This is a genomic window from Aeromonas sp. 602658 (assembly GCF_049173005.1).
In the GTDB taxonomy this organism is placed as follows: domain Bacteria; phylum Pseudomonadota; class Gammaproteobacteria; order Enterobacterales; family Aeromonadaceae; genus Aeromonas; species Aeromonas veronii_A.
This window is the reverse complement of the sequence record NZ_JAAKRF010000021.1, coordinates 1-26,998: the sequence shown is the minus strand read 5'-3', so window position 1 is coordinate 26,998 and position 26,998 is coordinate 1. Positions and strand designations below refer to the sequence as shown.

General features: G+C 57.8%; 23 protein-coding genes. 16 read left to right on the top strand and 7 right to left on the bottom strand.

From position 1 onward, the window contains the following. Positions 1 to 42: 42 nt before the first annotated feature. Positions 43 to 528: a hypothetical protein gene (locus tag G5253_RS14435; RefSeq protein ID WP_064335890.1), complete on the bottom strand. Its 486-nt coding sequence runs from the start codon at positions 526 to 528 to the stop codon at positions 43 to 45. Positions 529 to 758: 230 nt separating this feature from the next. Between G5253_RS14435 and G5253_RS14430 the strand changes: the two genes are divergently transcribed. Together G5253_RS14430 and G5253_RS14425 are read left to right on the top strand one after the other, a co-directional pair. Beyond that, a complete protein-coding gene (locus G5253_RS14430; protein WP_005333612.1) occupies positions 759 to 956 on the top strand; it encodes a DUF4250 domain-containing protein in 198 nt (65 codons plus the stop codon). 375 nt (positions 957 to 1,331) lie between these two features. After that, the gene (locus G5253_RS14425) at positions 1,332 to 3,806 is read left to right on the top strand and encodes a glycogen/starch/alpha-glucan phosphorylase (RefSeq protein WP_266134831.1); all 2,475 of its coding nucleotides are present in this window, start codon (positions 1,332 to 1,334) and stop codon (positions 3,804 to 3,806) included. Between the two features lie 366 nt (positions 3,807 to 4,172). Here G5253_RS14425 and G5253_RS14420 read toward each other — a convergent pair whose 3' ends face one another. Continuing rightward, the gene (locus G5253_RS14420) at positions 4,173 to 5,558 is read right to left on the bottom strand and encodes an SLC13 family permease (RefSeq protein ID WP_266134832.1); all 1,386 of its coding nucleotides are present in this window, start codon (positions 5,556 to 5,558) and stop codon (positions 4,173 to 4,175) included. A 161-nt stretch (positions 5,559 to 5,719) separates the two neighbouring features. Beyond that, positions 5,720 to 6,154: a thioredoxin TrxC gene (trxC, locus tag G5253_RS14415; protein WP_216978913.1), complete on the bottom strand. Its 435-nt coding sequence runs from the start codon at positions 6,152 to 6,154 to the stop codon at positions 5,720 to 5,722. Between the two features lie 167 nt (positions 6,155 to 6,321). Here trxC and G5253_RS14410 point away from each other — a divergent pair, with 167 nt between their 5' ends. From G5253_RS14410 to G5253_RS14395, 4 genes are all read left to right on the top strand, one after another. Then, the gene (locus G5253_RS14410) at positions 6,322 to 9,126 is read left to right on the top strand and encodes a response regulator (protein ID WP_266134833.1); all 2,805 of its coding nucleotides are present in this window, start codon (positions 6,322 to 6,324) and stop codon (positions 9,124 to 9,126) included. Positions 9,127 to 9,292: 166 nt separating this feature from the next. After that, positions 9,293 to 11,029: an ABC transporter transmembrane domain-containing protein gene (locus G5253_RS14405; protein WP_266134834.1), complete on the top strand. Its 1,737-nt coding sequence runs from the start codon at positions 9,293 to 9,295 to the stop codon at positions 11,027 to 11,029. Beyond that, a complete protein-coding gene (locus G5253_RS14400; RefSeq protein WP_266134835.1) occupies positions 11,026 to 12,777 on the top strand; it encodes an ABC transporter transmembrane domain-containing protein in 1,752 nt (583 codons plus the stop codon). The genes G5253_RS14405 and G5253_RS14400 overlap by 4 nt, the downstream gene beginning before the upstream one ends. A 165-nt stretch (positions 12,778 to 12,942) precedes the next feature. Continuing rightward, positions 12,943 to 13,416, top strand: coding sequence for a DUF4442 domain-containing protein (locus G5253_RS14395; protein ID WP_005352552.1), 474 nt, complete (start codon positions 12,943 to 12,945; stop codon positions 13,414 to 13,416). 33 nt (positions 13,417 to 13,449) lie between these two features. Here the strand turns inward: G5253_RS14395 and ybcJ are convergent, their stop codons facing one another. Further along, positions 13,450 to 13,683 carry a ribosome-associated protein YbcJ gene (gene ybcJ / locus G5253_RS14390; RefSeq protein ID WP_005361116.1) on the bottom strand — a complete coding sequence of 78 codons (234 nt, stop codon included), beginning with the start codon at positions 13,681 to 13,683 and terminating at the stop codon, positions 13,450 to 13,452. A 260-nt stretch (positions 13,684 to 13,943) separates the two neighbouring features. Here ybcJ and G5253_RS14385 point away from each other — a divergent pair, with 260 nt between their 5' ends. The 3 genes from G5253_RS14385 (at position 13,944) to pdxY (ending at position 16,403) form a co-directional block, all read left to right on the top strand. Next, positions 13,944 to 14,507, top strand: a complete 564-nt coding sequence (locus G5253_RS14385; protein ID WP_107684906.1) for a VC2662 family protein — start codon at positions 13,944 to 13,946, stop codon at positions 14,505 to 14,507. A gap of 83 nt (positions 14,508 to 14,590) precedes the next feature. After that, positions 14,591 to 15,367 carry a DUF429 domain-containing protein gene (locus tag G5253_RS14380; RefSeq protein WP_266134836.1) on the top strand — a complete coding sequence of 259 codons (777 nt, stop codon included), beginning with the start codon at positions 14,591 to 14,593 and terminating at the stop codon, positions 15,365 to 15,367. A gap of 172 nt (positions 15,368 to 15,539) precedes the next feature. Further along, complete coding sequence (gene pdxY / locus G5253_RS14375) at positions 15,540 to 16,403, top strand: pyridoxal kinase PdxY (RefSeq protein ID WP_266134837.1); 864 nt, start codon at positions 15,540 to 15,542, stop codon at positions 16,401 to 16,403. Between the two features lie 77 nt (positions 16,404 to 16,480). Here pdxY and G5253_RS14370 read toward each other — a convergent pair whose 3' ends face one another. Continuing rightward, the gene (locus G5253_RS14370; RefSeq protein ID WP_266134838.1) at positions 16,481 to 16,873 is read right to left on the bottom strand and encodes an NUDIX hydrolase; all 393 of its coding nucleotides are present in this window, start codon (positions 16,871 to 16,873) and stop codon (positions 16,481 to 16,483) included. A gap of 337 nt (positions 16,874 to 17,210) precedes the next feature. Here G5253_RS14370 and G5253_RS14365 point away from each other — a divergent pair, with 337 nt between their 5' ends. Next, complete coding sequence (locus tag G5253_RS14365) at positions 17,211 to 18,056, top strand: DUF5718 family protein (protein ID WP_266134839.1); 846 nt, start codon at positions 17,211 to 17,213, stop codon at positions 18,054 to 18,056. Between the two features lie 58 nt (positions 18,057 to 18,114). Beyond that, positions 18,115 to 18,555 carry an acetyltransferase gene (locus tag G5253_RS14360; RefSeq protein ID WP_266134840.1) on the top strand — a complete coding sequence of 147 codons (441 nt, stop codon included), beginning with the start codon at positions 18,115 to 18,117 and terminating at the stop codon, positions 18,553 to 18,555. A 73-nt stretch (positions 18,556 to 18,628) separates the two neighbouring features. Here the strand turns inward: G5253_RS14360 and G5253_RS14355 are convergent, their stop codons facing one another. Together G5253_RS14355 and G5253_RS14350 are read right to left on the bottom strand one after the other, a co-directional pair. Next, on the bottom strand, positions 18,629 to 18,946 hold the full coding sequence (locus G5253_RS14355) for a DUF4377 domain-containing protein (RefSeq protein WP_266134841.1): 318 nt from the start codon (positions 18,944 to 18,946) through the stop codon (positions 18,629 to 18,631). A gap of 91 nt (positions 18,947 to 19,037) precedes the next feature. Continuing rightward, complete coding sequence (locus G5253_RS14350; protein WP_005346116.1) at positions 19,038 to 20,324, bottom strand: citrate synthase; 1,287 nt, start codon at positions 20,322 to 20,324, stop codon at positions 19,038 to 19,040. Positions 20,325 to 20,766: 442 nt separating this feature from the next. Between G5253_RS14350 and sdhC the strand changes: the two genes are divergently transcribed. The 5 genes from sdhC to sucA all read left to right on the top strand — a co-directional run bounded on the left by sdhC (position 20,767) and on the right by sucA (position 26,909). Further along, the gene (gene sdhC, locus G5253_RS14345) at positions 20,767 to 21,144 is read left to right on the top strand and encodes a succinate dehydrogenase cytochrome b556 subunit (RefSeq protein WP_266134842.1); all 378 of its coding nucleotides are present in this window, start codon (positions 20,767 to 20,769) and stop codon (positions 21,142 to 21,144) included. Further along, positions 21,138 to 21,482, top strand: coding sequence for a succinate dehydrogenase, hydrophobic membrane anchor protein (sdhD, locus tag G5253_RS14340; RefSeq protein ID WP_005346100.1), 345 nt, complete (start codon positions 21,138 to 21,140; stop codon positions 21,480 to 21,482). The genes sdhC and sdhD overlap by 7 nt, the downstream gene beginning before the upstream one ends. 1 nt (position 21,483) lies before the next feature. Further along, complete coding sequence (sdhA, locus tag G5253_RS14335; RefSeq protein ID WP_041234283.1) at positions 21,484 to 23,250, top strand: succinate dehydrogenase flavoprotein subunit; 1,767 nt, start codon at positions 21,484 to 21,486, stop codon at positions 23,248 to 23,250. A gap of 16 nt (positions 23,251 to 23,266) precedes the next feature. Continuing rightward, positions 23,267 to 23,983 (top strand): succinate dehydrogenase iron-sulfur subunit, encoded by a 717-nt coding sequence (locus G5253_RS14330; protein ID WP_005333549.1) that lies wholly within the window; start codon positions 23,267 to 23,269, stop codon positions 23,981 to 23,983. A 115-nt stretch (positions 23,984 to 24,098) separates the two neighbouring features. Beyond that, on the top strand, positions 24,099 to 26,909 hold the full coding sequence (sucA, locus tag G5253_RS14325) for a 2-oxoglutarate dehydrogenase E1 component (protein WP_266134843.1): 2,811 nt from the start codon (positions 24,099 to 24,101) through the stop codon (positions 26,907 to 26,909). The last annotated feature ends 89 nt before the right edge of the window (positions 26,910 to 26,998 follow it).

Here is a 26,998-nt window from a genome sequence, read left to right as displayed (position 1 = left end):
AGCGACCCGCGGGAGAGCCTGCGTAGGCGTTCGTTTTTTGTCTTAATGATTGAGATAGATATCTTGCTCTGAATAAGCCAGCAGAGGTGTGCCGAGGTTAGTCCGTTTCGCGCCAAAGAAGCGGGTGAGTACGCCAGATTGCTGTCCCAGTCGCTGCAGCTTGACGTGATCCAGCTCGATCTGCTCGGGTAGCCAGGTAAATACGGCGGCGCAGTGACCATTGCCCAGACTGCGCTCCAGGGTTTGCTGCCAGTTCTTGATTTTGGGGCTATGTACCACCAGCACTCTCTTGGGATCGATACCTCGCTCTTCCAGACGGCTGACTGTGGGGCGTCCCGGCGGGGCGATCAACAAGATCCAGCCGGTATGAGCCTCCCCAAGCTTGGTCAGCTCGCTCAGAAACTGATCATCAGACTGGATAGTCACACCATAATGAGCCAACTCCGCTTTGCAGGCGGTTCTGGTTGGCCAGGGCTTGCTCATGACACGATTCATCGCAAAGGGCAGTGAGTGCAGGGGCTGGTTCATATATGGGGTTCCTGTATGAATATCCAAGCTGTATGCGTATACAGTAGTTCTATCCTGTGGCAGTGACAAGGTGTTTTTGCTGAAAAATGTGATGGTGTTGGCATGTGTCGTTAGTAAGGTTATGTTTTTAAACACTATTTAATATAAAGCTGGTTGGGTGTTTTTCGTACTATGGACAAACCTTGCGTAACCGCCCATGGTTATACAGGTCATTTACAGGAGGTGCCGCCATGGATATCAGTACCTTGCAACGTCTTGATGCCAACATCTTGCTGGGCATCATCAATGAGAAGCTAAGGCTTGAGTGTGACGGGTTGGAGGAGCTGCTGGCCTATTACGATATGAGTGAAGAGCAGTTGGCAGGACGTCTGGATCAGATTGGGTACCATTACGATCCATTGAGCAATCAGTTCAAAGCACATCTTTAAGGATGCAATGATTGCTTCATATTTATACGGTAATTTTTCAGGCACATTGAAACCGGTTTCAATGTGCCGTCTTGCTGCCTATTTTCAGGGATTTTCAAGGCTTGGCAATCTCTGAAAACCTATTCATGCCAGAATATTTTTATTTTTTCATTAAGCTTATGATAATAAAGGGAATGTTTGTTTTTGTGCGATCAATTTAAGGAAAGGGTTTTCAAGCTTTTCAGGCTGTTTTTATCGGTTAAAGTGTGACTTGCGTTAACTTTTAATTCTGCCGCTTTAGTTAGTATTCTCACGCCGGTACATATTTTGAGATAACAACAGCGCCGGTCCCGCAAGCGGGATAACAATTTTATTTGTAACGAAGGAATATGGTTTATGGCTACCAAGAAGAAGACAGACCAGGATCTCCAACTGGATAAAGATCAGCTCAAGGCGAGTATCGTGCGTCACCTGCGTTCTACCTTGGGAACAAGCGAACAGAAAGCCTCTCCCGAAGCGTGGTGGAAAGCCACTGCGGCGGCCGTCAATGAACAGGTGTACGAGCGCCTGACCCGCACTCAGCAGACTCATTTCAAGAAAGATACTCGTGCGATTCACTACCTCTCTGCTGAATTCCTGATGGGAAGATTGACCTCCAACAACCTGCACAACCTCTCCCTCTACAAGACTTGCGAAGAGGCGCTGGGCGAACTCGGCCTGGAACTGACCGACCTGTGCGAACAAGAGCCGGATATGGCACTTGGCAACGGCGGCCTGGGTCGTCTGGCTGCCTGCTTTATCGACTCGCTGGCCACCCTGAACTATCCGGCGGTTGGTTACGGTATCCACTACGAACACGGTCTGTTCCGTCAGGAAATTCAGGATGGTCGCCAGATTGAGCGCCCAGACTCCTGGCGTGAATATGGCAACCCCTGGGAGATCTGCCGTCCCGAGTCGGTGCAAGAAGTGCCGCTCTATGGCTACGTCGAGACCGTGTTTGGTGACAATGGCGGCCTGAAGAAGGTGTGGCACGCCGGTCGCAAGATTAAAGGGGTGCCTTGGGATATTCCGGTGGTCGGTTTTGGCGGTCACACCGTCAACATCCTGCGTTTGTGGGAATCCCGCGCCTCCGAGTTTTTCGACTGGGACGTATTCAACGCCGGTGGTTACATCGACTCCCAGGCTGAGAAAGCCCAGGCCGAGACCATATCCAAGGTACTCTATCCGAACGATGAGACCGATGCCGGTAAAGAGCTGCGTCTGATCCAGCAGTACTTCTTCTGTGCTTGCTCCATCAAGGACATCATGCGCCGCTACAAGCGGGTGCATGGCGCCGACTTCAGCAACTTTGCCGCGCAAATTGCCATTCAGCTCAACGATACTCACCCGACTGTCGCCATCCCGGAACTGATGCGGGTACTGGTTGACGAGGAAGATCTGAACTGGGATGCCGCTTGGGCCATCTGCTATCAGGTCTTCTCTTATACCAACCACACTCTGCTGCCGGAAGCGCTGGAGAAGTGGTCGGTCAGCCTGTTCGAGAAAGTACTGCCTCGCCATCTGGAGGTGATTTACGAGATCAACGCCCGCTTCCTGAACGAGTTGGTGGAGCCCAAGTGGCCGGGCAACGACGCCATCAAGGCCAAGCTCTCCATCATCGAAGAGGGGGCCGTGCGCAAGGTTCGCATGGGCAACCTGTGCGTGATCGGTTCGTCCAAGGTGAACGGTGTGGCCGAGATCCACTCCAAGCTGGTGAAGGAAGATCTCTTCCCCGAGTATGCCGAGCTGTGGCCGGAAAAAATGTGCAACGTGACCAACGGGGTAACCCCGCGTCGCTGGCTGCTGGCCTGCAACCCGGAGCTGGCGGGTCTCTACAACGAAGTGGTGGGCAAGGAGTGGCCGCTGCAACTGGACAAACTGCGTGGCGTGGTGAAATTTGCCGACGACAAGGCGTTCCAGCAGCAGTTCATGACCATCAAACGTCATAACAAAGAGAAGCTGGTCAAGGTCATCAAAAACGAAACCGGTATCGATGTCAGTGCCGAGGCGATCTTTGACGTTCAGATCAAGCGTCTGCACGAGTACAAGCGCCAGCAACTGAACCTTATTCACATCATGGCACTCTATCGTCGTCTGCTGGCCAACCCGGACTATGACATGCATCCGCGTGTGTTTATCTTCGGCTCCAAAGCGGCGCCCGGTTACAAGCTGGCCAAAGACATCATCTATGCCATCAACAAGCTGGCGGATCGGGTCAACAACGATGCTCGTATCCAGGGCAAGCTGAAAGTGGTGTTCATGCCGAACTACCGCGTGAGTCTGGCCGAGAAGTTGATCCCGGCGGCAGATGTCTCCGAGCAGATCTCTACTGCTGGTTACGAAGCATCCGGTACCGGCAACATGAAGATGGCACTCAACGGTGCAATCACCATCGGGACGCTGGATGGAGCCAACATCGAGATCGCCGAAGAGGCGGGGGCCGAAAACTGTGCCATCTTCGGTCTGAACGTGGACGAAGTGAAGTCGCTGAAGGCGCGCGGTTATAATCCGTACGACTTCTACTATGCCAACTCCGAGCTCAAGGCCGTGCTGGACTGGTTTGATACCGACTACTTCACGCCGGGTCGTCCGGGTGAGCTGGCCTCCATCAAGCGCTCTTTGCTGGAAGGGGGAGACCCTTACCTGACCTTGGCGGACTTCCAGTCCTACTCGGATGCACACAAGCTGATCGATACCTGGTATCGGGATCCGGCACTGTGGGCGAAGAAGGCTATCATCAACTCGGCCACCATGGGTAAGTTCAACTCAGACCGTTCCATCCAGGACTATGTGGATCGTATCTGGAAGCTGAAACCCTGCAACATCGGTTGATCACCTCTTAATATGAGAACCCCGCTATGCGGGGTTTTTTTATAGCTGCTTGGATTCGTAAATATTTGTACACCATTTGCAAAAAGCTTGATCATCTGTGATAGATGTACAGGGCATCACATATTATTTTAATGTCGTTATTACCAGCCTTTCCCGGGAACACCTCATCTCATGGCACCCGTATCGCTCATAAGTCTGAAGTCATCATCATGTGTACTCTCGCTGCTGTCGCATGGCACAAGCTGACGATGGTCAGGGATGTGACAGATGGCCGTTGGGGTGCAGGAAAAGAGAAAGCCCCGATGATACGGGGCTTTGGTGGAACCTGGTGTTGATTGAGGAGCCCGGCGAGCGAGCCACCAGCCATCAATGCAGTATGTCGCCCATAAAATAGGCAAGCAGGGTCAAAATGACGGTGAAGACCAGGTTCAGCACCAGGCCGGCCCGCATCATTTCACGCTGCTGGATATGGCCGCTGGCGAAGACAATGGCGTTGGGCGGGGTAGCCACTGGCAGCATGAAAGCGCAGGAGGCACCGACAGCGATCAGCACGGATACGACAATGGGAGAGACTCCCAGTGCCTCTGCGACTCCGGCAAACAGTGGAACCAGCAGAGCGGCGGTAGCGGTGTTGGATACCAGCTCGGTCAGGAACACCACGAAGGTGGCAAGACAGAGCAGGATGACGAAGATCGGCATGGTGGCCAGACCGTTGGATAGGTGCTCCGCCAGGAAGGCGTTGGCCCCGGTCTGCTTAAGGATGGCGCTCAGGGTCAAGCCGCCACCAAACAGCATCAGTACTCCCCAGTCGGTGTTCTGGTTGATGTCATCCCAGCTAGCTACCCGGCTGACGGCGATGGCGATGATGGCTCCCATGGCGATCAGTGTATCAAATTGAGGTATTCCTCCCAGCGCCTGGGCAATAGGCTGGGAGCCAATCCACAACAGCACTGTGGTCAGAAATATCAGCATGGTCACCTTGCGTTGGCCGGTCCACTCTATGGTCACTCGCTCTGTGCTGACCTGATGTGAGAGGTTGGGGCGGGTTACCAGATAGAGCAGCCCGATGCCTACTGGCATGAAGATGAGGACAACAGGAATGCCAAATTTCAGCCAGTCAGTGAAGCCCAGCCCCATCTGGGCGGCCGCAATGGCATTGGGCGGGCTGCCTACCAGGGTGCCGATGCCGCCAATACTGGCGCTGTAGGCAACACCAAGCAATACGAAGACCAGTGTGCGGCGCTCCTTGTGAATGTCGAGACCTTTGAGCATGCCAAGGGCCAGCGGCATCATCATGGCGGCGGTAGCGGTATTGCTGATCCACATGGAGAGTGCCGCAGTAATACTGAAGAGTACGATGGCAGCCCAGCCGAGGTGTCCCTTGGCGAGCTGCATCACCTTACCGGCAATCTGGGTGTCTAGCCCCTGTTTGGATAGCGCTGCCGCCAGGGCAAAACCGCCAAAGAAGAGGAACAACACCGGGTTTGCGAAGTCGGTCAACGACTTGCTCATATCAAACACCCCGAGCAGGGTGGCAAGTACCGGGATGGAGATCGCGGTGATAGTGATGTTGACCGCTTCGGTCAGCCAGAGAATAGCTATAAAGACCAGAATGCCCAGCCCCTTGTTGACCATAGGATCAAAAGGGAGCCAAGCGAGCATGATGCATAGCAGGAGCAGATCCATGATCACGATCCCGGTCTTGATATCCAGCCAACGAGATGGAGTAGCGGGTACAGCCGATGTGTGCATATCGTTCTCTCGGTTAATTTATGGTTGTTTTTGTGTTGCCGAGATTACATCCATTCACTTGTTTGAAACAGGCTCACATATTGAAAATCAGTCTCTACTCACACACTCATTGATAAAAATGAGGAAATAAATACATAAATCAAACATTGCTGAAACATAAGTTAAACATCCATGAACTGTTCCAGCCACTGCTTGAACATGTTCTTGGGCAGGGATCCATTTATCTGGTTCACCACTTTACCCTGTTTGAAGACCATCAGGGTGGGGATGCTGCGAATGGCGTAACGGGCGGCAATGGTGCTCTGCTGCTCGGTATCGACTTTGACAAAGCGCATCCGTGGTTCGAGTTCATGGGCAACATCATGAAATACTGGAGCAAACTGCTGGCAAGGGCCGCACCAGCTGGCCCAAAAATCGACAACGACCGGAATATCGGAGTTGATCAGGGTATCGAAGTTATCCGCCTTCCCGAGGCAAGGGGTTTGGCTGAACAGGGACGCCTTGCAGTGCCCACATTTGGCGGAGTGGGTTACATGGGTGGAGGGCAGGCGGTTTCTTGTAAAGCAGTGGCTACAATAAGTAGTGATAAATGACATAATAGTCTCCTTGAAGATCGGTTCTGGTGGCTGTGATGAAAATAGTGCCAGAGTTAAAATAGTGAAATAACGTTAACACAGCGCTCGGCTGGGGTGGACACTTCCACTCCGAGCTCTGCTCAAGCCGGACAATTAAGCGGCCATTATAAGTAGAGAGTCAAAACGGGATGAATAAAGGATCACGGAAGAGCCCTGTGGTACTGCTGCTTGTTGCTGCCTTGTTGCTCGGCTTCTCGGTTCTTTGCTGGCAACTGCTTAGTCAACAGCAGCGTGCATACAGCCTGAATCAGGCAGCGGAGGCAGTGCTGAACCGGATCAACACCGACAGTGTTTACCTGCTTGGTCGTGAGAGTGCCAATGATAGCAATGTTCAGCAACGGCTCGTCCAGTTATCCGGTATCCTCGATAGCTTTGTTCACAGGGTTCGTAGTGATGCTGAGGTTGAGCAAACGCCTCTTTCACAGAGGTTGCTGCAGGATTTGGATCTCTACCAGATGGAGCTGGCCAGACTGTACAGCATGGAAAAGACGGTGGAATATATCGTGCAACCCTTTCAGCATCAGCTTGAGAAGGTACGCGCTATCACGCCGGCAGAGAGCCTCTTGCATCGTGATCTCAATGAGTTGGCCCAACTCAGCCATTTTTTGCAACACAGCGCCGATAACCAGTATCAGCAACAGCTGAGCTTGTTGCAGCGTGCTCTTGCTTCCCATTACGGCTCGCAACCCGAGGTGATCACCTTGGTTAACCTGAGCAAGGATTTGAGTCGTCAGGTGATGGCTTATCATACCCTGCGCCATCGTCTCATCGATATGCAGGTGAGCGATAACCTGGTGCGCTGGAAGATGGATAAGCTGGAGCGGGCTTCATCATTGCTGAACCGCTTCTATTTAATGGTGCTTGGCGGTGCCTTGATCAGTTTTGTGCTGGTGGCCTATACCCTATGGCGTCGTAATCAGAAGTTGAGCGAGTTGTCCCGTCAGACGGCCTTGCTGGCACAGGCGAAAAGCGATTTTCTGGCCAATATGAGCCACGAGATCCGCACCCCCATGAATGCCATCATCGGTTTCAGCTCACTGGCACTGCAGACCGAGCTGGATCAGCAACAACGGGACTATCTGGGCAAGATAAAGTCTTCATCAGATACCTTGCTGCTGCTTATCAACGACATTCTCGATCTGACCAAGGTAGAGTCCGGCAAGCTGACGTTGGAGGAGATCGACTTCGATCTCAGCGAGCAGCTCGACTCGCTGGCGGGCATGTTTGCCGATCTGGCGGAGCGCAAACATGTGGAGGTGATCATTCGCAAATCGCCGGAGGTGCCTGTCTTCTTGCGTGGGGATCCTCTGCGGCTGGGGCAGGTTCTGGTCAATCTGGTGAACAATGCCATCAAATTCACCGAACGTGGTGAGGTCGAAGTCTCCATCGATCTGGCCAACTCCCATCCAATGCGGATCCGCTTCAGTGTGCGCGATACCGGCATCGGCATTGCCGAAGAGAAGCAGACCCAACTGTTTCAGGCGTTTACCCAGCTGGAGGCGGGCAATACCCGCAAATATGGCGGCTCGGGTCTTGGGCTCAATATTTCCCAGCGGCTGGTGGAGCTGATGGGGGGGCGGATCACCGTAGAGAGCAAGCCTGGCGTCGGCTCTCTGTTCAAGTTCGATATCCCGATGGCGCAGGCGGTCTACGGTGTGGCTGGACGGAAAGTTTTCTTCGAAAACCAGCCGCTGGTGATGGTGATGGATGACAACGAACTGGTGCTGGATCTGGCTCGGGACATCCTGACTCGGGCGGGTGTGCGAGTGCTGCCGGTCAACTCCCTTTCCCGTGCCCGTCAATTATTGCGTGAAGAGGGGCCCAATCTGCGGTTGGCAATCCTCGACTGGCGCATGGGGCAGGAGGATGGACTCGATCTGGCGCTGGAGATGTATCAGCACAGCCAGTGGCGGCGGATACCCATCCTGATGATCAGCGCCTGGGCCAGAGAGGGGCTGCACGCCCGGATGGACAGCATGGGGCTGACCCATTTTCTGCCCAAGCCGATGACCGAGAATGTCCTGCTGGCCAAGGTGGACGAGTTGCTCAATGGCAGCTCTTATGAACTCAATCTGCGCAAGGCAGAGGCTCAGGGGGATCAGCAGCACTTCAAATCCCTGTTGCAGGGTACCCGAGTGCTGTTGGCCGAAGACAACCGGGTCAATCAGCAGCTCATCATCGAATATCTACGTCGGGTCGATGCGGTAGTGTGCGTGGTTAACAATGGTCGCGAGGCGGTAGAGCGGGTTGCCGAGCAGCCTTTTGACGTGATCCTGATGGACCTGCAGATGCCGGTGCTGGACGGACTCGATGCCACCCGCCAGATCCGCAAAATGGTCGACAAGCACGATGTGCCCATCATAGCCCTCACTGCCAGCGCCATGCATGGAGACAAGGAGCGCTGCCTGGGGGTGGGGATGAATGGTTACGTCACCAAGCCGGTGAGCAAGCTGGATCTTTACAACAACCTGCTGCAGTGGGTGAAGCCGCAAGGGGTGGAGCAGGCGGGGATCATGGAGGTGAAACCGCCGGATATGATGGGGATCCTCGATCTGCAGGATGCCCTCAAGCGGCTGGAGCAGGACAAGGAGGCATTGCAGATCCTGTTCAAGCTGTTTATGTCGGAGCACAAGGACGATCTGTGGGAGATCCGTTCCGCCTTGCGCCGTCAGCAGCCCGAGGTGGCCAGCAAGCTGCTGCATACCCTCAAGGGGGTGTCTGCCAATATCTCGGCGGCCCGTCTGCAATTGGTGGCTGGCGAGCTGGAGTGGCGCCTGCGGCAAAACGAGGTGCTGAGCGAGGCGGATCTGGAGCAGTTGCAACAGGTCTTCAGCCAGACCCGGGAAGAGGTGTCACACTTCCTGTTGACCGGTGAGCAGCATGAAAATTCGTATAATCCCTATTCATCAGGTGATGATCGCATGTCACAGTGAATTAAATAGTAATTATTCTCAACCATCCTGGTTCGGGATATGATGAGCTTTCGTTCGAATCGCCTCCAGCCGGAGGCGATTGTTTTCATTCTTCTATTTCTGCGTGGCTTCTCTGATGGCCGCTCCTTGGAGCAGTCACGGGCAGAGAGCGCTAAAGGTTGGTGGTGTGAGCGTATTTCTACGATTGAGCTGGTTTTTCAAGGAGCAGTGGCCCCGTTATCTGGCTGCCATCTCCCTGCTGCTGATGGTGGCCCTGTTGACCGTTATTCCGCCCAAAGTGGTGGGCTGGGTGGTGGATGGCATCACCAAGGGCGGTCTCGACAATGGTACCCTGATGCGCTATCTGGCGGGGCTGTTTGGTCTGGGTGTGCTGATTTATCTGCTGCGCTACGTCTGGCGGGTGATGCTGTTTGGTGCCTCTTACCGTCTGGCCTATGTGTTGCGCAATCGCCTTTTCAGCCATTTCACCCGGATGAGCCCCGATTTTTATCAGCGCCACCGTACTGGCGATTTGATGGCCCATGCCACCAATGACATTCAGGCTGTGGAGATGACCGCTGGCGAAGGGGTGCTAACCCTGGTGGACTCCATCATGGTCGGGGTATTGGTGCTCTCCATCATGTGCAGCCAGTACTCTTGGCAGTTGACGCTGGTCTCCTTGCTGCCGCTGCCGGTGATGGCCTATTTCATGAACCGCTTCGGCACCCAGATCTACACCCAGTTCAAGGCGGCGCAAGGGGCCTTCTCCAGGCTCAACAACAAGACCCAGGAGGCCCTTTCCGGCGTGCGGGTGTTGAAATCCTATGCGGTTGAATCGCTGGAAGATGAAGGCTTTGCCGAGCTGACCAAACAGGCGGGGGAGCGCAATATGGCGGTGGCCCGCATCGATGCCAAGTTCGATCCGGTCATCTATCTCTGTATCGGTTGCTCCTACTTCCTCGCGGTGGCGGGGGGCAGTGTGCTGGTGCTGCGCGATGAGCTGACTCTGGGTGAGCTCACCAGCTTCACCATGTACCTCGGCCAGCTGATCTGGCCGATGTTTGCCATCGCCTGGCTGTTCAACATCATCGAGCGGGGCAGCGCCGCCTACTCCCGTATCGAAAGCCTGCTGGGGGAGCGCAGCGATATCGAAGAGCCCGCCCAGCCGGCCGCGTTTACCTCTGCCTTTCCTTTGCAGATCAAAGGGGTGAGCTATCAAGTTGAGCAGCGCACCCTGCTTGCGGATATCGACGTTACCCTCAAGCAAGGGGGGATGCTCGGGGTGGTGGGGCGCACCGGGGCAGGCAAGAGCTCCCTGCTCAAGCTGTTGATGCGCCTTGCCAATCCGACTCACGGTTCGATTGTCATGGGTGGCGTTCCGATTGACCAGCTGCCGCTCGCCACACTGCGCAGCCAGTTTGCCTATGTGCCGCAGGAGCCATTCCTGTTTTCCACCACCATCGCTGCCAATATTGCCCTGGGCAAACCCGATGCGAGCCGCGAGGAGGTCGAACGGGTGGCGCGCATTGCCTGTGTCCACGATGATATCGTGCGTTTCCCCAAGGGCTATGAGACCGAGGTGGGGGAGAAAGGGGTGACCCTCTCCGGCGGCCAGAAACAGCGGCTGGCCATTGCCCGCGCCCTGCTGCTGGATGCGCCCATTCTGGTGCTCGATGATGCGCTCTCGGCGGTGGATGCCCACACCGAGCAGCAAATTCTGCACGCTCTCAAAGCCCATCGTCGCACCCTGATCCTGGTCAGCCATCGCATGACAGCGGTGGAGCAGGCCGACGAGATCCTGGTGCTGGAGCAGGGGGCCGTTAGCGAACGGGGTCATCATGGTGCCCTGATGGCGCACAATGGCTGGTATGCAGATATGGTGCGTTATCAGCGTCTCGAAGAAGCGGTGGAGGAGAGCCTGTGAATCCGACCATTAAACGACTGCTCGCTTACTGCGCCCAGTATCCTCGCTGGCTTATTCAGGCGGGGATCTGTTTGCTGCTTGCCACCGGCGCCGAAGTGGCCGGGCCGCTGCTGATCAAGCTCTTTATCGATGACTATCTGGCGCCTCGCAATATCGTGCTGCCCACCATAGCACTGATTGCAGCGGGCTATCTGGGTTTGCAGGTGCTGTCGGCGGCGGGTTTCTATTTGCAATCCTTGCGCTTCAATCGCATCGCTCAGGCGGTGGTGCAAACCCTGCGCGAGCAGGTATTTGCTACCGCCATCCGTTTGCCGGCCCGCTACTTTGACAAGCATCGCTCCGGCTCGCTGATTTCCCGCATCACCAACGACACCGAGGCGATCATGAACCTCTATGTGCAGGTGATCGGCTTGCTGGTGCAAAAGGTGGTGCTGTTGTGCGGCATCCTCATCTCGATGGCGCTGCTGGATCTGCGGCTGATGCTGGTCTGCTCCCTGTTGCTGCCCGCAGTGGGTGGGGTGATGTGGCTCTACCAGAAACTGAGCGTGCCAGTGGTGCGAGCGACCCGCAGTCTGCTCTCCGACATCAACAGCCGCCTCAACGAGTCGCTGCAGGGGATGCCGGTTATTCAGGCGATGGTGCAGGAGCGCCACTTTGCCAACGCCTTTGCCGAGGTGAACCAGCAACACTGGTCGGCACGGATCAAGAGCCTCAAGATCAACGGCATTTTGCTGCGTCCGCTAATCGATCTCTTCTACATGATGGTGCTGATCGGCCTGTTGGCGCTGTTTGCCCATGAGGGGGGGAGCCACGCGGGTGCTATCCAGGTAGGGGTGCTCTACGCCTTTATCAGCTATCTGGGCCGGATGATCGAGCCGCTCATCGAGATGACCAACCAGCTTAACCAGTTGCAGCAGGCGATGGTGGCGGGGGAGCGGGTCTTTGCCCTGCTCGATGAAACCCGCGAGAGCACCGAGGGCGAGCTGCGCCCGCTGGAAGGGCGGGTCAGTTTCGAGCGGGTGAGCTTTTCCTACGATGGTGAGCAACAGGTGCTGCGGGAGGTCAGTTTTTCCGCAAAACCGGGCCAGATGCTGGCGCTGGTGGGCCATACCGGCAGCGGCAAGTCCACCATTATCAGCCTGCTGATGGGCTTCTATCCGCTGGATCAGGGGCAGATCCGCTTCGATGATCACGCACTGGATACCCTGTCGCTGGCGGCGGTGCGCCGCAGCATCGGGCTGGTGCAGCAGGATCCTTTTATCTTTGTCGGCACCCTAGCGGAGAACCTGCGTCTCGGTCGCGCCGGCATAGATGACGCGCGGCTCTGGCAGGCGCTGAGCGAGGTGCAGCTGGCCGAGTTTGTGCGCAGCCTGCCACAGGGGATCAACACCCTGATGGAGGAGGGTGGCAAGAACCTCTCCGCCGGTCAGCGGCAACTGCTCTCCTTTGCCCGTGCACTGGTGGGAGATCCGCGCATCCTCATTCTGGATGAAGCGACGGCGAGCGTGGACTCCCAGACCGAGTTGGCGCTGTCGCAGGCGATCTCTGCCGCCCGTCGTGGTCGCACTACCATCGCCATCGCCCACCGCCTCTCGACCATCGTCGATGCGGACGAGATCCTGCTGCTCTCCCGCGGTCAGGTGAATGAGCGGGGTACCCATGATGAGTTGATGGCCCTCGGCGGTCACTATGCCCAGCTGTTCGAGATGCAGAGTCAGGGGGCTTGGCTCGAAGAGAAGCGCGCCTGAGCGGCACATTGCTGTAACAGCGACATGAGCGAAAAGAGGGAACCGGTGCGGTTCCCTCTGTTTTTTTGCGTTGGGCAAAGGTCGTAACCGTGATCCCTGTGCTTGTCGAATGGCGCAGATGCAGGCAACATGTTGTTTACATTAACTCATCGGATCAGTTCGCATATGGATTTGCAACGCTTCAAAGCCAATCTGGCGCTTCGGCTGTTTGCCTGGCGCTATATTCCCGTCATCGGGTTTTGTGCCCCGATCATCGAAGAGATGAACGCCAAAGCGCTGCGCATTCGCATTCCTCTTGGCTGGCGTACCCGCAACCACCTGGGCAGCATGTATTTTGGCGCGCTGGCGACCGGCGCCGATCTGGTAGGTGGTCTACTGGTGATGGAGAAGGGGCGGCAGCGGCGCAAGAAGGTGCACTTCGCCTTCAAGGATGTGCAGGGGGAGTTTTTGAAACGACCGGAGGGGGATGTGCAGTTCGACTGCGCAGCGGGGGAGGAGATTGACGCCATGATCGACGAATCGTTGGCAAGCGGTCAGCGCATTAATCGCCCCATCCGGGTGGTGGCCACCTGCCCGTCATTGAACGGGGATGAGGCGATGGCGCGTTTTGTGCTGACCCTATCGATCAAGGCCAGCTAGCGGGTTGCCGGAGAGTGGCTCCCCGAAACGGGTTTAGCCAATCTCCGGGCTGACACCCTCTTTCACCACGACCTTCATGCCGTTGAAGTTGACCACCTGTTCGGCCACGATCTTGCAGCGCTTGCGGGTCTCCACCTGACCGTCCACCTCGACCAGCCCTTCGGCAACGAGGGCTTTGGCGGCGCCGCCACAATCGGCCCACCCCTGATGTTTGATAAGGTCACACAAGGCAACGAAGGGGTGACCTTCGAGCAGAAACGTCTCCATGGGAAATCCTCTAGATGGATGAATGCCGGATACAGCAGGGCGACTATTTTAGGCAGTTCGCTCAGGCAAAGAAAGGAAGAGGGGCCACTCGCTGCGAAAAAGTGGTCGATTGTCCTTGAGGTGGCGCTTTCGCAAGTCCTGATGGAGAGGTGAGAGGGCCAACCGTGACGTATCGTGACGCACCTCGTCCCTGCTGGTGTGCCCACACTCTCCCCTGACTGTTAGGATCGGGCCACTCTCTATGGCCCAAGGAACTTTCCATGACACTCTCCCGCCTGCTGCTGGCATGCAGCGCCCTGACTCTGTGCGGTGTCGCGCAGGCCAGTACTCCGGTGCAGGTCTCGCTGCCCGGGGTCAATTTGCCCGCGTCCCATCAGGTGGAAGGAGCGCGCGCCTCGCTGCTCTACGGTCGGACCGGGCAGGTGAAGGGTATTGATCTGCCGATCTTCGCCCTCTCCGATGTGGATCAGTTCAGCGGCCTGCAGCTCGGGGTATTCCTGGGTGCTGGTCGGGTGCGCCACCAGTTTGGCGGGGTCGCCATCAACGCCATCAACTGGCACGAAGGGCAGGATACCGGCGTCAATCTGGGGCTGGTCAACCTGACCAACAATGTGCAGGGGCTTAACTGGGGGGCGGTCAATATCGCCAAGGGCAATGCGCTGGCCAACGTTGGCCTCGTCAACTATGCCGAGCGTACCACCTTCCAGATTGGCTTTATCAATGCGACCAAGCACCTCGACGGCTTGCAGATCGGGCTGGCCAACTATGCCGCCAACGGCGTGTTCCCCATTCTGCCACTGGTGAACTTCCAGAAATCGTTCTGAGTGGGCGGTTCGCTTTGCGTTAAGGGCCTCTGCTGATTACCCTGTGCCTCTTGCAACTTGTGACAGGCAAACAGAGGTAATTGATGACGGCAGGACAGATGAGTGCAATCGGGATCGGCTGGGATGTGCGTGGCTGGCAGGGCAGTGCCCAGGCGGTGGCCGTGGTGGGCTGGCAGGCAGAATCCAACCGCCTGCACTGGCTCGGGGTGTCGCCGCTGTTTCGCCTGAGCTCGCGGGTGGCGCCGGATCTGGCCGCTCTGCTGCGTCCCGCCCTGCAAAACGAGCTGACCCAGGTGCAGGTAGAAGCCTGTCCGCAACTGGCGCTCGGTATCGATGCGCCACTCGCTTTTCCCCGCGTCTTGCGGGATCTGCTCAACGGCCAACCACACAGCTGCGCCGTGCCCGAGCGGGAGATAGACAACCCCTACGCCTATCGCGACTGCGAGCGCTGGCTGTATCAGCAGTACGGCAAGAAGCCGCTCTCGGCTACCTTCGACCGGCTCGGCAACAACGCCACCCTGGCGCTCTCCATGCTGCCGCGGCTCTCGGATCTGCAACTGGTGCCGACCGTTGCCCCGAAGGCCAGTCGTGCCGTGCTGGAGGTCTATCCGGCATTGGCCAAAGTGGGCGGCAAGGCCTCCCCGGCACGGCCCGATCTGGCGGCCTTGCTGCCCGCGGGCGTGCTGGCAGGCACCGATCGCTACGATGCGGCGCTCTGCGCCCTGATGGCGCTGCAATATGCCGCTGGTGGCAAGGTGACTGTGTTGCCTGAGCTGATTTCGCCACCCAGTGACATGCCGTGTGATGAGGGATGGGTCTATCACTTTGCCCGTCATGGCGTTGAGTACAACGGGATGTGACGGACGGACGCGGCGCATCATGGCTCCGCTCACCTTGTTGATGTGGGCCAAATGGCGTAAAAAACCTGTCTTTAGTCAGGAAATTGCCTGTTCATCCCGCGCCAAGGTGGCGCATCGTTATCTTCATCCGATATATTGCCCACCTTGCTGATCCTTTGCTGTGGTATTCCCGATGAAATCCGTTCTCTCTATTCAGTCCCACGTGGTCTTTGGTTGTGCCGGCAACAGCGCGGCCGTCTTCCCCATGCGCCGCCTTGGTATGGATGTATGGCCCATCAACACGGTGCAGTTTTCCAACCACACCCAATATGCCCAGGGGTGGCAGGGGATGGCGATGCCGGCGGGTCATATCAGTGCGCTGGTGAAAGGATTGGGCAATATCGAGGTGTTGAGCCAGTGTGACGCCGTGCTGAGTGGCTACCTTGGCTCCGCCGAGCAGGGGGACGAGATCCTGACCGTGGTCAACGCTGTCAAGGCGGCCAACCCCGATGCCATCTACTTCTGCGACCCTGTGATGGGTCACCCGGAGAAGGGATGTATCGTCGCTCCTGGCGTCACCCGTTTCCTGACCGAGCAGGCGTTGCCGGTGGCCGACATGATGGCCCCCAACCTGCTGGAGCTGGAGACCCTCTGCGATACCCATCTGGCTGATCTGGATCAGACCCGCGCGGCTGCCCATCAGCTGCTGGCTCGCGGCGTCAAGCTGGTGCTGGTCAAGCATCTCGGTCGTGCGGCGCAGGACTCCAGCAGCTTCGAGATGCTGCTGGCGACCCCGCAAGGGGATTACCTGATTGCCCGTCCGCTCTATGACTTTGCCCGCCAGCCGGTGGGGGTTGGCGATCTTATCAGCGCCCTGATGCTGGCGAATTTGCTTGCTGGTCACGATGCGGTCAGCGCGTTCGAACGCACCAACGCCTCGGTGGATGCGGTGCTGCAGGAGACCTGGCGCCAGCAGGCTTACGAGCTGCAACTCATCGCCGCGCAAGATGCGTTTGATTCGCCGAAGGTGGAGGTGCGAGCGGTGATACTGCCCTGATTGCTGCCATGTCTGAAGCAAAAGAGGTGAGCCATTGGCTCACCTCTTTTTTGTTTGTATCGCTCCCGGTTATGGAGTCAGTGGATCAACCCTTGCTCAACCAACCAGGCAAAAAGCAGACGAGAGACGGGGGAGAGCTCATCGAGGTGAGAGCTGTCGAGCCAGCGCAGCTCGGCAATTTCTGCCGAGGCGATCGGGGTGCCGCTCGCTTCGCCGGTGTAGCAGCGCAGTCGCACCTCGACACCTGCCGGTTTGCCATCGGCCTGAGCGCTGAACTCGCAGGCAAAGCGCAGGGTATCGGGCTGCAGGGTGACAGCCAGCTCCTCCTCAATCTCGCGGATCAGCGCCGCCTCGTCGCTCTCGCCCGGCTCGCGTTTGCCGCCCGGGATGTAATAGATGTCCTTGCCGTGGGAGCGGGCGCAGAGCAGCTGCTGATCTTTAAAGGTGAGCCAGGCTAGTTTGTCGATCATCCGTTTTCTCTCCAGTGGGGTTGCCGTGATGAGCAGTGGCGCACTCAAGCGCACAGTTGTTTTGCATGCCGGCAGCCTAACAAAGATGAAGTTGAGTCCCAAGGAGAAAGAGGGGAGATGCCGGAAACGCACTGTTTCCAGCGCGGTCACCGCGTAGCCGAATGAGTGCGCAATGGCTGGTTCGCCACGCCTTCTCGTCCCTAAAAAAGCGCACTGGCGCACATCCCCACAGGGCCGGACTGGGCGAAGGCGGGGCCCTTGTGGTTTAATCTTGCCACTTTAGCGGTAGTGGGTGACGGGCCTGCTACCTTGCGTGGGCAAGATGCAGGTGAGCAAGATGCAGATAGCAGCAGAGAGCAAGTTTATCGGACTAGGGGTCGCGGGCAATTTCGCCGGTCATCTGGAGCAGGCGGGCGAAGCATCGGACTTCGTAGCGGTAGTCGTGCGCGACACCACGGCGCCCAAGGCGCTGTTTCCCTTCTTTGTGCCTGGCCATCCGGGTCAGCTCGGGGTATTCCCGTTGAGCGACAAGGCGATCTTCCTGCCGGAAGCGGCGGTCAGCGGTGACGAGAAGGTGCAGATCGAGCCGGAAGTAGCCCTCTGGTGCGAGCTGGAGTATGCCGGCAAGCAGGTGGTGGCGATCCATCCCCGCGCCTTTGGTGCCTATAACGACTGTTCCATCCGCCGTCCCAACGCCAAGAAGATCAGCGAGAAGAAGAACTGGGGCGAAGAGAGCAAGGGGCTGGCGGCCAAGCTGCTGCCGCTTTCCGGTTTTGCCGCCGGTTGCGAGCTCGATGACTATCGTATCGCCTGCTATCTGGAGCGCGATGGCGAGCTGCACGCCTACGGGGTAGACAGCGCCGCCATCGACTACAGCTACTTCCACGGCAAACTGCTCGACTGGGCCATCGACAAGTTCAACCATCAGCAAGATGAAGGGCCGGCGGAGCACATTCAGGGGCTGCTGGCGCAGGCGGGGTATCCTCCCCATGCGCTCATCAGCATCGGTGCCACCCGTTATACCCCGTTTGGCGAGACCCACTTCCTCAAGCCCGGCGACACCTCCTGCGTGGTGGTCTATCCGGGCAGCCGCTACAGCGAAGCGGAGATCCGCGAGGCGATCCGTACCCGCAGTTTTGGTGCCGATGTGTCGGTGCTGCTGCAAGCGGTGCAGGCGCGCTAATCAGGTTGGCCTGCAGGGAGGCCACAGCCATCCTGCGGGCTGCAACAAAGAGTCATGGATGAAGATTGATACTGCAACGCGGGCCGATTATCCGGCCCTGATCGCGCAGTGGGAAGCCTCGGTGTGGGCGACCCACCACTTCCTGCCCGAGGCCGAGATCCTCGCGCTCAAACCGCTTATTCTGGAGCACTACTTCGATGCGGTGACACTGCACTGTGCCCGGACGGAGGAGGGGCGCATCGCCGGTTTTTGCGGGCTATGTGATGGCAAGATAGAGATGCTGTTTGTGGCGCCAGCCGTACGCGGCAGTGGCGTGGGTCGCCGGCTGGTGGAACATGCCATCAGCCAGTGCGGCGCGACGCTGGTTGACGTCAACGAACAGAATGAGCAGGCGGCGGGCTTCTACCAAAAGATGGGGTTCGCCGTGGCGGGGCGCTCGCCGCTGGATGGTCAGGGCAAGCCCTATCCGCTGCTGCATATGGCACTGGTGCCGACCTGATCGTGCCTGATGAGGCGCAGTCCTCATAAAGCAACGGGGGATGGCATCAGCCATCCCCCGTTTTTTGATCTTGTTACTTGCTGGCGACCTTGTTCACTACTTTGATCAGCCTATACCGCAGGGAGGGGGCATCGGCCGGCACATCGGTGAGCTGCTCTTTGCTGACAATGAGTTGATAGCCGTAGCCCGGCTCGAACTGGAAGCCCTCTATCTGCTGGTAGAACAGCGTCCAGGGCTGCTGCTCATCACTGCGAACCTGCATGCACTGCATCGGGCCAACCCCGACGCAATCGACCAGCTGGCTGTTGATATAGAGGGTCTCACCCTGTTGGACCGTGGTGCCCTGACAGGCGGTGAGCAGCAGGACGGCGTTGGCAAGCAGAGGTTTCATAAGGGCTCCTTGAGCTGAAAAGGGCATTAAAGCGGCAAACAAAAAGGCGGTCAATGACCGCCTTTGTAACAAACCATGTTGATTCAGTTCATTAGCGTTGATCAAGCGGCGTGAAGTCCCGTTGCGGGTGGCCCACGTAGAGCTGGCGCGGGCGGCCGATCTTGCTATCCGGATCGGAGTGGAACTCGTTCCAGTGGGCAATCCAGCCGATGGTACGGGAGATGGCGAAGATCACGGTGAACATGTTCATCGGGATACCGATCGCCTTCATGATGATACCGGAGTAGAAGTCCACGTTCGGGTAGAGTTTCTTCTCGATGAAGTAGGGGTCGGAGAGCGCGATGCGCTCCAGCTCCATGGCCACGTCCAGCAGCGGATCCTTGATCTGCAGCTCGGTCAGTACTTCGTGGCAGGTTTCGCGCATCACGGTGGCACGAGGGTCATGGTTCTTGTAGACACGGTGACCAAAGCCCATCAGACGGAACGGATCGTTCTTGTCCTTGGCCTTGGCGATGTACTCGGGGATGCGATCCACCGAGCCTACTTCCTCCAGCATGCGCAGGCAGGCTTCGTTGGCACCACCATGGGCCGGACCCCACAGGGAGGCGATACCTGCGGCGATACAGGCAAACGGGTTGGCACCGGAGGAGCCAGCCAGACGGACGGTTGAGGTGGAGGCGTTCTGTTCGTGATCCGCATGCAGGGTAAAGATGCGGTCCATGGCGCGTTCGACCACCGGATTGACCTTGTACTCCTCGGTCGGTACCGCAAACATCATATGCAGGAAGTTGCCTGCATAGGAGAGGGCGTTGCGCGGATGCATGAACGGCTGGCCGATGGAGTACTTGTAACACATGGCCGCCAGGGTCGGCATCTTGGAGATGAGGCGGAAGGCGCAGATCTCGCGGTGCTGTTCGTTGTTGATGTCCAGGGCGTCGTGATAGAAGGCAGAGAGTGCGCCCACCACACCACACATGATGGCCATGGGGTGGGAGTCACGACGGAAGCCGCGGAAGAAAAAGGCAATCTGCTCGTGCACCATGGTATGGCGGGTCACGGTACGCTGGAAATCGGCAAACTGTGCCTTGGTGGGCGCCTCGCCGTAGAGCAGGATATAGCAGACTTCGAGGTAGTTGGACTCTTTGGCCAACTGGGCGATGGGGTAGCCACGGTGCAGCAAGACACCCTGATCCCCGTCAATGTAGGTGATGGCAGATTTGCAAGAACCGGTCGCCATAAAGCCCGGGTCAAAGGTGAAATACCCTTGCCCACCCAGCTTTCTAACATCGACAACATCCGGTCCAACGGTTCCAGAAAGGATCGGCAGTTCAACCGGATCTTTCCCGGGCAGGTGTAGGGTGGCTATCTTATCAGCCATAGCACGTCTCCTTTGCTCTTTATAATTTGGTTCCAGTCCTACTCTATTACGACTTTTATGACGCTGGCAAAGGTTGTTACCCATACCGAGGTGGCTGGAGCGCCCTATTTGAAACAGAGTTCCCTATCAATGTCAATTTTGCTGGGGCGGCATTAAAGGCATTAACGGAATGTTAAATTAAATATGCGATCAAGTTTGCGGTTTTGTGTTTTCTTTGTAGCTGTTTGATTGTCTTCGGTTAAGGCCGTCGATATACTGCGCCACGTGGGTCATGGCTGCTGGTGTTTGAAACGCTTTAGCAAAGCCTGATGTGAAACAGAAAATTCGCGTTTTGGCTTTTTCAGAGTGTTTTGGTAACAAATAGCCAACAATCACCATCCCGTGCCCTCAAATGTGAGTTAAAACAATAACTAACGTGCTCAATAGAGCTGAGTGGGCAAGCGTGAAAAACAAACCGAGACCGGTCAACCTCGACCTACAAACGATCAGCTTTCCTGTCACTGCCATCGCCTCCATCCTGCACCGTGTTTCAGGGGTTATTACCTTTGTGGCACTGGGCATCTTGCTGTGGATGCTTGGCACTTCACTCGCCTCTCCCGAAGGGTTTGCAACCGTGGTTGCCATCATGGACAACTTCCTGGTCAAACTCGTGCTGTGGGGGATCCTGACTGCGCTGGCTTACCACATTGTGGGCGGTTTGCGTCATCTGGTCATGGACATGGGCTATTGGGAAGAGCTGGAATCCGGTAATCAGAGTGCCCGTGTGGCCTTCGTGATCACCGCGATCCTGGCTGTATTGGCGGGAGTGCTTGTATGGTAACCAATTCTGCAACTTTCGGGCGCAGCGGCGTTCACGATTACATCCTGATCCGCGCCACCGCCCTCATCATGACCTGCTATGTCCTCTATCTGGTGAGTTTTGTCGCGTTCAACGACATCACCTTTGAGGTGTGGACAGGTTTCTTCGCCAATACCTTCACCAAGGTATTCACCCTGTTGGCCCTGCTCTGCGTACTGATCCATGCCTGGATCGGTCTGTGGCAGGTGTTGACCGACTATATCAAGCCGGTAGGGCTGCGCGGGGCGCTGCAATTTGCCCTGGTCGTGGTGCTGTTTGTCTATCTGATGACGGGTTTCGTCGTGCTGTGGGGTGTGTAAGGTGACTATTCCAACTCGTGAATTTGATGCGGTCGTGATTGGTGCCGGTGGTGCCGGCATGCGCGCCGCGCTGCAGATTGCCCAGTCCGGCAAGAGCTGCGCTCTGTTGTCCAAGGTCTTCCCGACCCGTTCTCACACTGTCTCCGCCCAGGGCGGCATCACGGTTGCGCTGGGCAATGCCCACGACGACAACTGGCAGTGGCACATGTATGACACCGTAAAAGGCTCCGATTACATCGGTGATCAGGAGGCCATCGAGTACATGTGCAAGACCGGCCCCGAAGCCATCTATGAGCTGGAGAACATGGGCTTGCCCTTCTCCCGTTTCGACAACGGCACTGTCTACCAGCGTCCGTTTGGTGGTCAGTCCAAGAATTTCGGTGGCGAGCAGGCTGCCCGTACTGCGGCTGCTGCCGACCGTACCGGCCACGCCCTGCTGCACACCCTCTACCAACAGAACGTCAAGAACAAGACCACCGTCTTCTCCGAGTGGTATGCGCTGGATCTGGTGAAGAACCAGGACGGCCACGTGGTGGGTTGTACCGCCATCGACATGGAGAGCGGTGAAGTGGTCTACTTCAAGGCCAAGGCCACCGTGCTGGCCACCGGCGGCGCCGGTCGCATCTACCAGTCCACCACCAACGCCCACATCAACACAGGTGACGGCGTCGGCATGGCGCTGCGTGCCGGGGTCGGCGTGCAGGACATGGAGATGTGGCAGTTCCACCCGACCGGTATCGCCGGGGCAGGGGTGCTTGTAACTGAAGGCTGCCGTGGTGAAGGCGGCTATCTGCTCAATAAAGATGGCGAGCGCTTCATGGAGCGTTATGCCCCGAACGCCAAGGACTTGGCCGGTCGAGATGTGGTGGCCCGCTCCATCATGATCGAGATCCGCGAAGGCCGTGGTTGCGACGGTCCTTGGGGCCCGCACATCAAGCTCAAGCTGGATCACCTTGGCAAAGAGGTGCTGGAATCCCGTCTGCCGGGGATCTGCGAGCTCTCTCGCACCTTCGCCCACGTGGACCCGGTCAAAGAGCCGATCCCGATCATCCCGACCTGCCACTACATGATGGGCGGCGTGCCGACCAACGTGAATGGCCAGTGCCTGACCCAGGACAAGAATGGCAACGACGTGCCGGTAGTCGGTCTGTTTGCGGTGGGCGAGATTGCCTGCGTCTCGGTGCACGGCGCTAACCGTCTGGGCGGCAACTCCCTGCTGGATCTGGTGGTGTTCGGCCGCGCGGCCGGCATGCATCTGGTCAACACCCTGGGCGAGATGGATCACGGCCGCGATGCTTCCGAATCGGATCTGGATGCCGCATTGGCTCGCTTCAACCGCTGGGAAAATTGCCGTGACGGGGAAGACCCGGTGCAGATCCGCAAAGACCTGCAGCGCTGCATGCAGAACAACTTCTCCGTATTCCGCGAAGGTGCGGCGATGGCAGAAGGGTTGGCCGAGCTCAAGGTTATCCGTGAGCGCCTCAAGTCAGCCCGTCTGGACGACACCTCCAAGGAGTTCAACACCCAGCGCATCGAGTGTCTGGAGCTGGACAACCTGATGGAGACGGCGTTTGCCACGGCGGTAGCTGCCAACTTCCGTACCGAGAGTCGCGGTGCTCACTGCCGCTTCGACTTCCCGGATCGCGACGATGAGAACTGGCTGTGCCACAGCCTCTATCATCCGGACACCGAGTCCATGACCCGTCGCGCTGTCAACATGTCACCCAAGACCCGTGAGGCGTTCCCGCCCAAGGTCCGGACTTACTGATTGCGGAGCCAGCCCTATGAACGTCACATTCTCTGTCTACAGATACAATCCGGATGTTGATAACGTCCCCCATATGAAGGAATATCGTCTTGATATTCCTGAAGGTTCCGACATGATGGTGCTCGACGCACTGATCCAGTTGAAAGAGCTGGATCCCACGCTCGCCTTCCGCCGCTCTTGCCGCGAAGGGGTCTGTGGATCAGACGGTCTCAACATGAATGGCAAGAACGGTCTTGCCTGTATCACCCCGCTCTCCGACCTGCTGAAGAAGGGCAATAACGTCGTTATCCGCCCCTTGCCCGGCCTGCCGGTGATCCGTGATCTGGTGATCGACATGACCCAGTTCTACACCCAGTGGGAGAAGGTCAAACCCTTCCTCATCAATGATGACAAGTTGCCGCCGGTGCGTGAGCACCTGCAATCCCCCGAAGAGCGCGCCAAGCTTGACGGCCTGTACGAGTGCATTCTCTGTGCCTGCTGCTCCACTTCGTGCCCCTCCTTCTGGTGGAATCCCGACAAGTTCATCGGTCCGGCCGGGCTGCTCGCCGCCTACCGCTGGCTGGCTGACAGCCGCGACACCGCGACCACCGAACGACTGGGGAATCTGGACGACGCATTCAGCGTGTTCCGCTGCCATGGCATCATGAACTGCGTGAACGTCTGTCCGAAAGGCTTGAATCCGACCAAGGCGATTGGCCAGATCAAGTCGATGTTGCTCAATCGGGCTGTTTAGTATCAGGGCCGGCCAGGTGCTGGCCCGACCTCTGGATAGCCATCCGACCCGTGGCAGGATGGCTATTTGACCCCTACAAGCTGCGCAGCAGTAACAAGAAGTACAAGGGATAGAAATGCATAACGGCGTGATGAAGGCCTGGTTGGAGTCATCTCACCTGGCTGGTGCGAATGCAAGCTATATCGAGGATTTGTACGAATCCTTCCTGGAAAATCCTGACTCCGTATCCGATGAGTGGCGCAGCCTCTTTAGCGAGCTGCCCCAGGTCAATGGCCATGCGGTCGAACAACCCCACTCCCAGGTCCGCGATTATTTCCGTCGTCTGGCCAAGGATCCCTCTCGCTACAGTGCCCCCGTCTCCGATCCGCAAGTGGATGCCAAGCAGGTGCGGGTATTGCAGTTGATCAATGCCTTCCGTTTCCGTGGTCACCAGAATGCCAATCTGGACCCGCTGGGCCTGTGGCAGCGTGAAACCGTTGCCGAACTGGATCCTGCGTTCCACAACCTGCAGGGCGCAGATATGGAGGCCACCTTTAATGTGGGCTCCTACGCCATCGGTCGCGAGACCATGGTGCTCTCCGACCTCTACGCCTCACTGAAGAAGACCTATTGCGGCAGCATAGGCGCCGACTACATGCACCTCACCTCCACGGAAGAGAAGCGCTGGCTGCAACAGCGCCTCGAATCCATTGAAGGGAAGGGGAGCTACACCCTCGAAGAGAAGACCCGTTTCCTCGAGAGCCTGACCGCCGCCGAAGGGCTGGAGAAATATCTGGGTGCCAAGTTCCCGGGAGCCAAGCGCTTCTCGCTGGAAGGGGGCGACGCCATGATCCCCATGCTCAAGGAGCTGATCCGTCGCGCCGGTGAGCAGGGCTGCAAAGAGGCCGTTATCGGTATGGCCCACCGCGGTCGCCTCAACGTGCTGATCAACGTGCTGGGCAAGCGCACTCAGGATCTGTTCGACGAGTTTGCAGGCAAGCATGGCGAATCCTGGGGTACCGGTGATGTGAAGTACCACATGGGCTTCTCCTCCGACTTCGCCACCCCGGGTGGCAACGTCCATCTGGCGCTCGCCTTCAACCCCTCCCACCTCGAGATCGTCAACCCCGTGGTCATCGGCTCGGTCCGTGCCCGCATGGATCGTCGCGGTGACAAGGATGGCTCCAGCGTGTTGCCCATCACCATTCACGGTGACTCGGCCATGGCCGGTCAGGGCGTGGTGGCCGAGACCTTCAACATGTCCCAGACCCGTGCCTATGGCGTGGGCGGGACGGTGCGCATCGTCATCAACAACCAGGTTGGTTTCACCACCTCCTATATCCGTGACCTGCGCTCCACCGAATATTGCACCGACATCGCCAAGGCGGTGCAGGCGCCGGTGCTGCACGTCAACGGGGATGATCCGGAAGCCGTGGTGCTGGTGACCCAGATTGCACTGGATTACCGCAACACCTTCAAACGCGACGTGGTGATCGAACTGGTCTGCTACCGTCGTCACGGTCACAACGAAGCGGACGAACCGAGCGCGACCCAGCCTTTGATGTACCAGAAGATCAAGCAGCACCCGACCCCGCGCAAGATCTACGCCGATCAGCTGGTGGCCGAGGGGAGCCTCGCTCAGGAGCGGGCGACCGAACTGGTCAACGAGTATCGTGAAGCGCTGGATCGCGGTGAGCGGGTGAGCAAGGAGTGGCGGCCGATGGAGCTACACTCCGTCGACTGGACGCCGTATCTGGGCCACGACTGGAACATGGCCTATGAGAGTGCCGTGCCGATGGATCACCTCAAGAGCCTCGGCGAGCGGGTGAGCCAGTATCCGGCAACCCACGTGCTGCAGCGTCAGGTTGAGAAGATTTACGAAGACCGCCGTCTGATGGCAGCGGGCGAGAAGCTGGTGGATTGGGGCTTTGCCGAGACCCTGGCCTACGCCACTCTGGTGGACAAGGGTTCCCGCATCCGCTTTACCGGTGAAGACTCCGGCCGTGGCACCTTCTTCCACCGCCACGCCGTGCTGCACAGCCAGACCGATGCCAGCACCTACACCCCGCTGTGCAACCTGCACGACGAGCAAGGCCCGTTCGAGGTGTATGACTCTGTGCTGACCGAGAACGCGGTACTGGCCTTTGAATATGGTTACGCCAGCGCCGAGCCGGCTGGCCTCACCATATGGGAAGCCCAGTTCGGCGATTTCGCCAACTGTGCCCAGGTAGTGGTGGATCAGTTCCTCTCCTCCGGTGAGCAGAAGTGGGGCCGGATGTGCGGCCTGACCATGTTGCTGCCGCACGGTTACGAGGGGCAGGGCCCGGAGCACTCCTCCGCCCGTCTGGAGCGTTATCTGCAGATGTGCGCCCAGCACAACATGCAGGTGTGCGTGCCCTCAACCCCGGCGCAGGTGTTCCATATGCTGCGTCGTCAGGTGGTACGTCCGATGCGCCGTCCGCTGATCGTCATGACGCCCAAATCCCTGCTGCGCCACCCGCTGGCGGTGAGCAAGCTCGAAGAGCTGGCGGAAGGCACCTTCCAGAACGCCATTGGCGAGATCGACGCGCTGGATCCGAAAGCGGTCAAGCGGGTGGTCTTCTGTTCCGGCAAGGTCTACTACGACCTGCTCGAAGCCCGTCGCAAGGCGGAGCAGAAGGATGTGGCGATCGTGCGTATCGAACAGCTCTACCCCTTCCCGGAAGAGGAAGTGCGCGCCATTCTGGCCGATTACAGCCACGTCACCGATTTTGTCTGGTGTCAGGAAGAGCCGCAAAACCAGGGCGCCTGGTACTGCACCCGTCACAACTACGATGACGTGCTGCCGACCGGAGCCACCCTGCGTTATGCCGGTCGTCCGGCGTCCGCCTCACCGGCGGTTGGTTACATGTCCGTCCATGCCAAGCAGCAGAAAGCCTTGGTGGAAGATGCCCTTACTCTGGCCTAAGCCCTGAACAAGAAGTAACAAGGAACTGATTAGATGACTATCGAGATCAAGGTACCGGATCTGCCGGAATCAGTGGCGGATGCCACCAT

Excerpts from the sequence above, each read along its gene's own strand:
- G5253_RS14330 (WP_005333549.1), top strand. The coding sequence starts at position 23,267 with ATGAACGTCACATTCTCTGTCTACAGATACAATCCGGATGTTGATAAC.
- G5253_RS14365 (WP_266134839.1), top strand. The coding sequence starts at position 17,211 with ATGCAGATAGCAGCAGAGAGCAAGTTTATCGGACTAGGGGTCGCGGGC.
- G5253_RS14430 (WP_005333612.1), top strand. The coding sequence starts at position 759 with ATGGATATCAGTACCTTGCAACGTCTTGATGCCAACATCTTGCTGGGC.
- G5253_RS14380 (WP_266134836.1), top strand. The coding sequence starts at position 14,591 with ATGACGGCAGGACAGATGAGTGCAATCGGGATCGGCTGGGATGTGCGT.
- G5253_RS14395 (WP_005352552.1), top strand. The coding sequence starts at position 12,943 with ATGGATTTGCAACGCTTCAAAGCCAATCTGGCGCTTCGGCTGTTTGCC.
- G5253_RS14360 (WP_266134840.1), top strand. The coding sequence starts at position 18,115 with ATGAAGATTGATACTGCAACGCGGGCCGATTATCCGGCCCTGATCGCG.
- G5253_RS14355 (WP_266134841.1), bottom strand. The coding sequence starts at position 18,946 with ATGAAACCTCTGCTTGCCAACGCCGTCCTGCTGCTCACCGCCTGTCAG.
- G5253_RS14370 (WP_266134838.1), bottom strand. The coding sequence starts at position 16,873 with ATGATCGACAAACTAGCCTGGCTCACCTTTAAAGATCAGCAGCTGCTC.
- G5253_RS14420 (WP_266134832.1), bottom strand. The coding sequence starts at position 5,558 with ATGCACACATCGGCTGTACCCGCTACTCCATCTCGTTGGCTGGATATC.
- G5253_RS14410 (WP_266134833.1), top strand. The coding sequence starts at position 6,322 with ATGAATAAAGGATCACGGAAGAGCCCTGTGGTACTGCTGCTTGTTGCT.
- sucA (WP_266134843.1), top strand. The coding sequence starts at position 24,099 with ATGCATAACGGCGTGATGAAGGCCTGGTTGGAGTCATCTCACCTGGCT.
- pdxY (WP_266134837.1), top strand. The coding sequence starts at position 15,540 with ATGAAATCCGTTCTCTCTATTCAGTCCCACGTGGTCTTTGGTTGTGCC.
- trxC (WP_216978913.1), bottom strand. The coding sequence starts at position 6,154 with ATGTCATTTATCACTACTTATTGTAGCCACTGCTTTACAAGAAACCGC.
- sdhD (WP_005346100.1), top strand. The coding sequence starts at position 21,138 with ATGGTAACCAATTCTGCAACTTTCGGGCGCAGCGGCGTTCACGATTAC.
- G5253_RS14425 (WP_266134831.1), top strand. The coding sequence starts at position 1,332 with ATGGCTACCAAGAAGAAGACAGACCAGGATCTCCAACTGGATAAAGAT.
- G5253_RS14350 (WP_005346116.1), bottom strand. The coding sequence starts at position 20,324 with ATGGCTGATAAGATAGCCACCCTACACCTGCCCGGGAAAGATCCGGTT.
- ybcJ (WP_005361116.1), bottom strand. The coding sequence starts at position 13,683 with ATGGAGACGTTTCTGCTCGAAGGTCACCCCTTCGTTGCCTTGTGTGAC.
- G5253_RS14435 (WP_064335890.1), bottom strand. The coding sequence starts at position 528 with ATGAACCAGCCCCTGCACTCACTGCCCTTTGCGATGAATCGTGTCATG.
- G5253_RS14385 (WP_107684906.1), top strand. The coding sequence starts at position 13,944 with ATGACACTCTCCCGCCTGCTGCTGGCATGCAGCGCCCTGACTCTGTGC.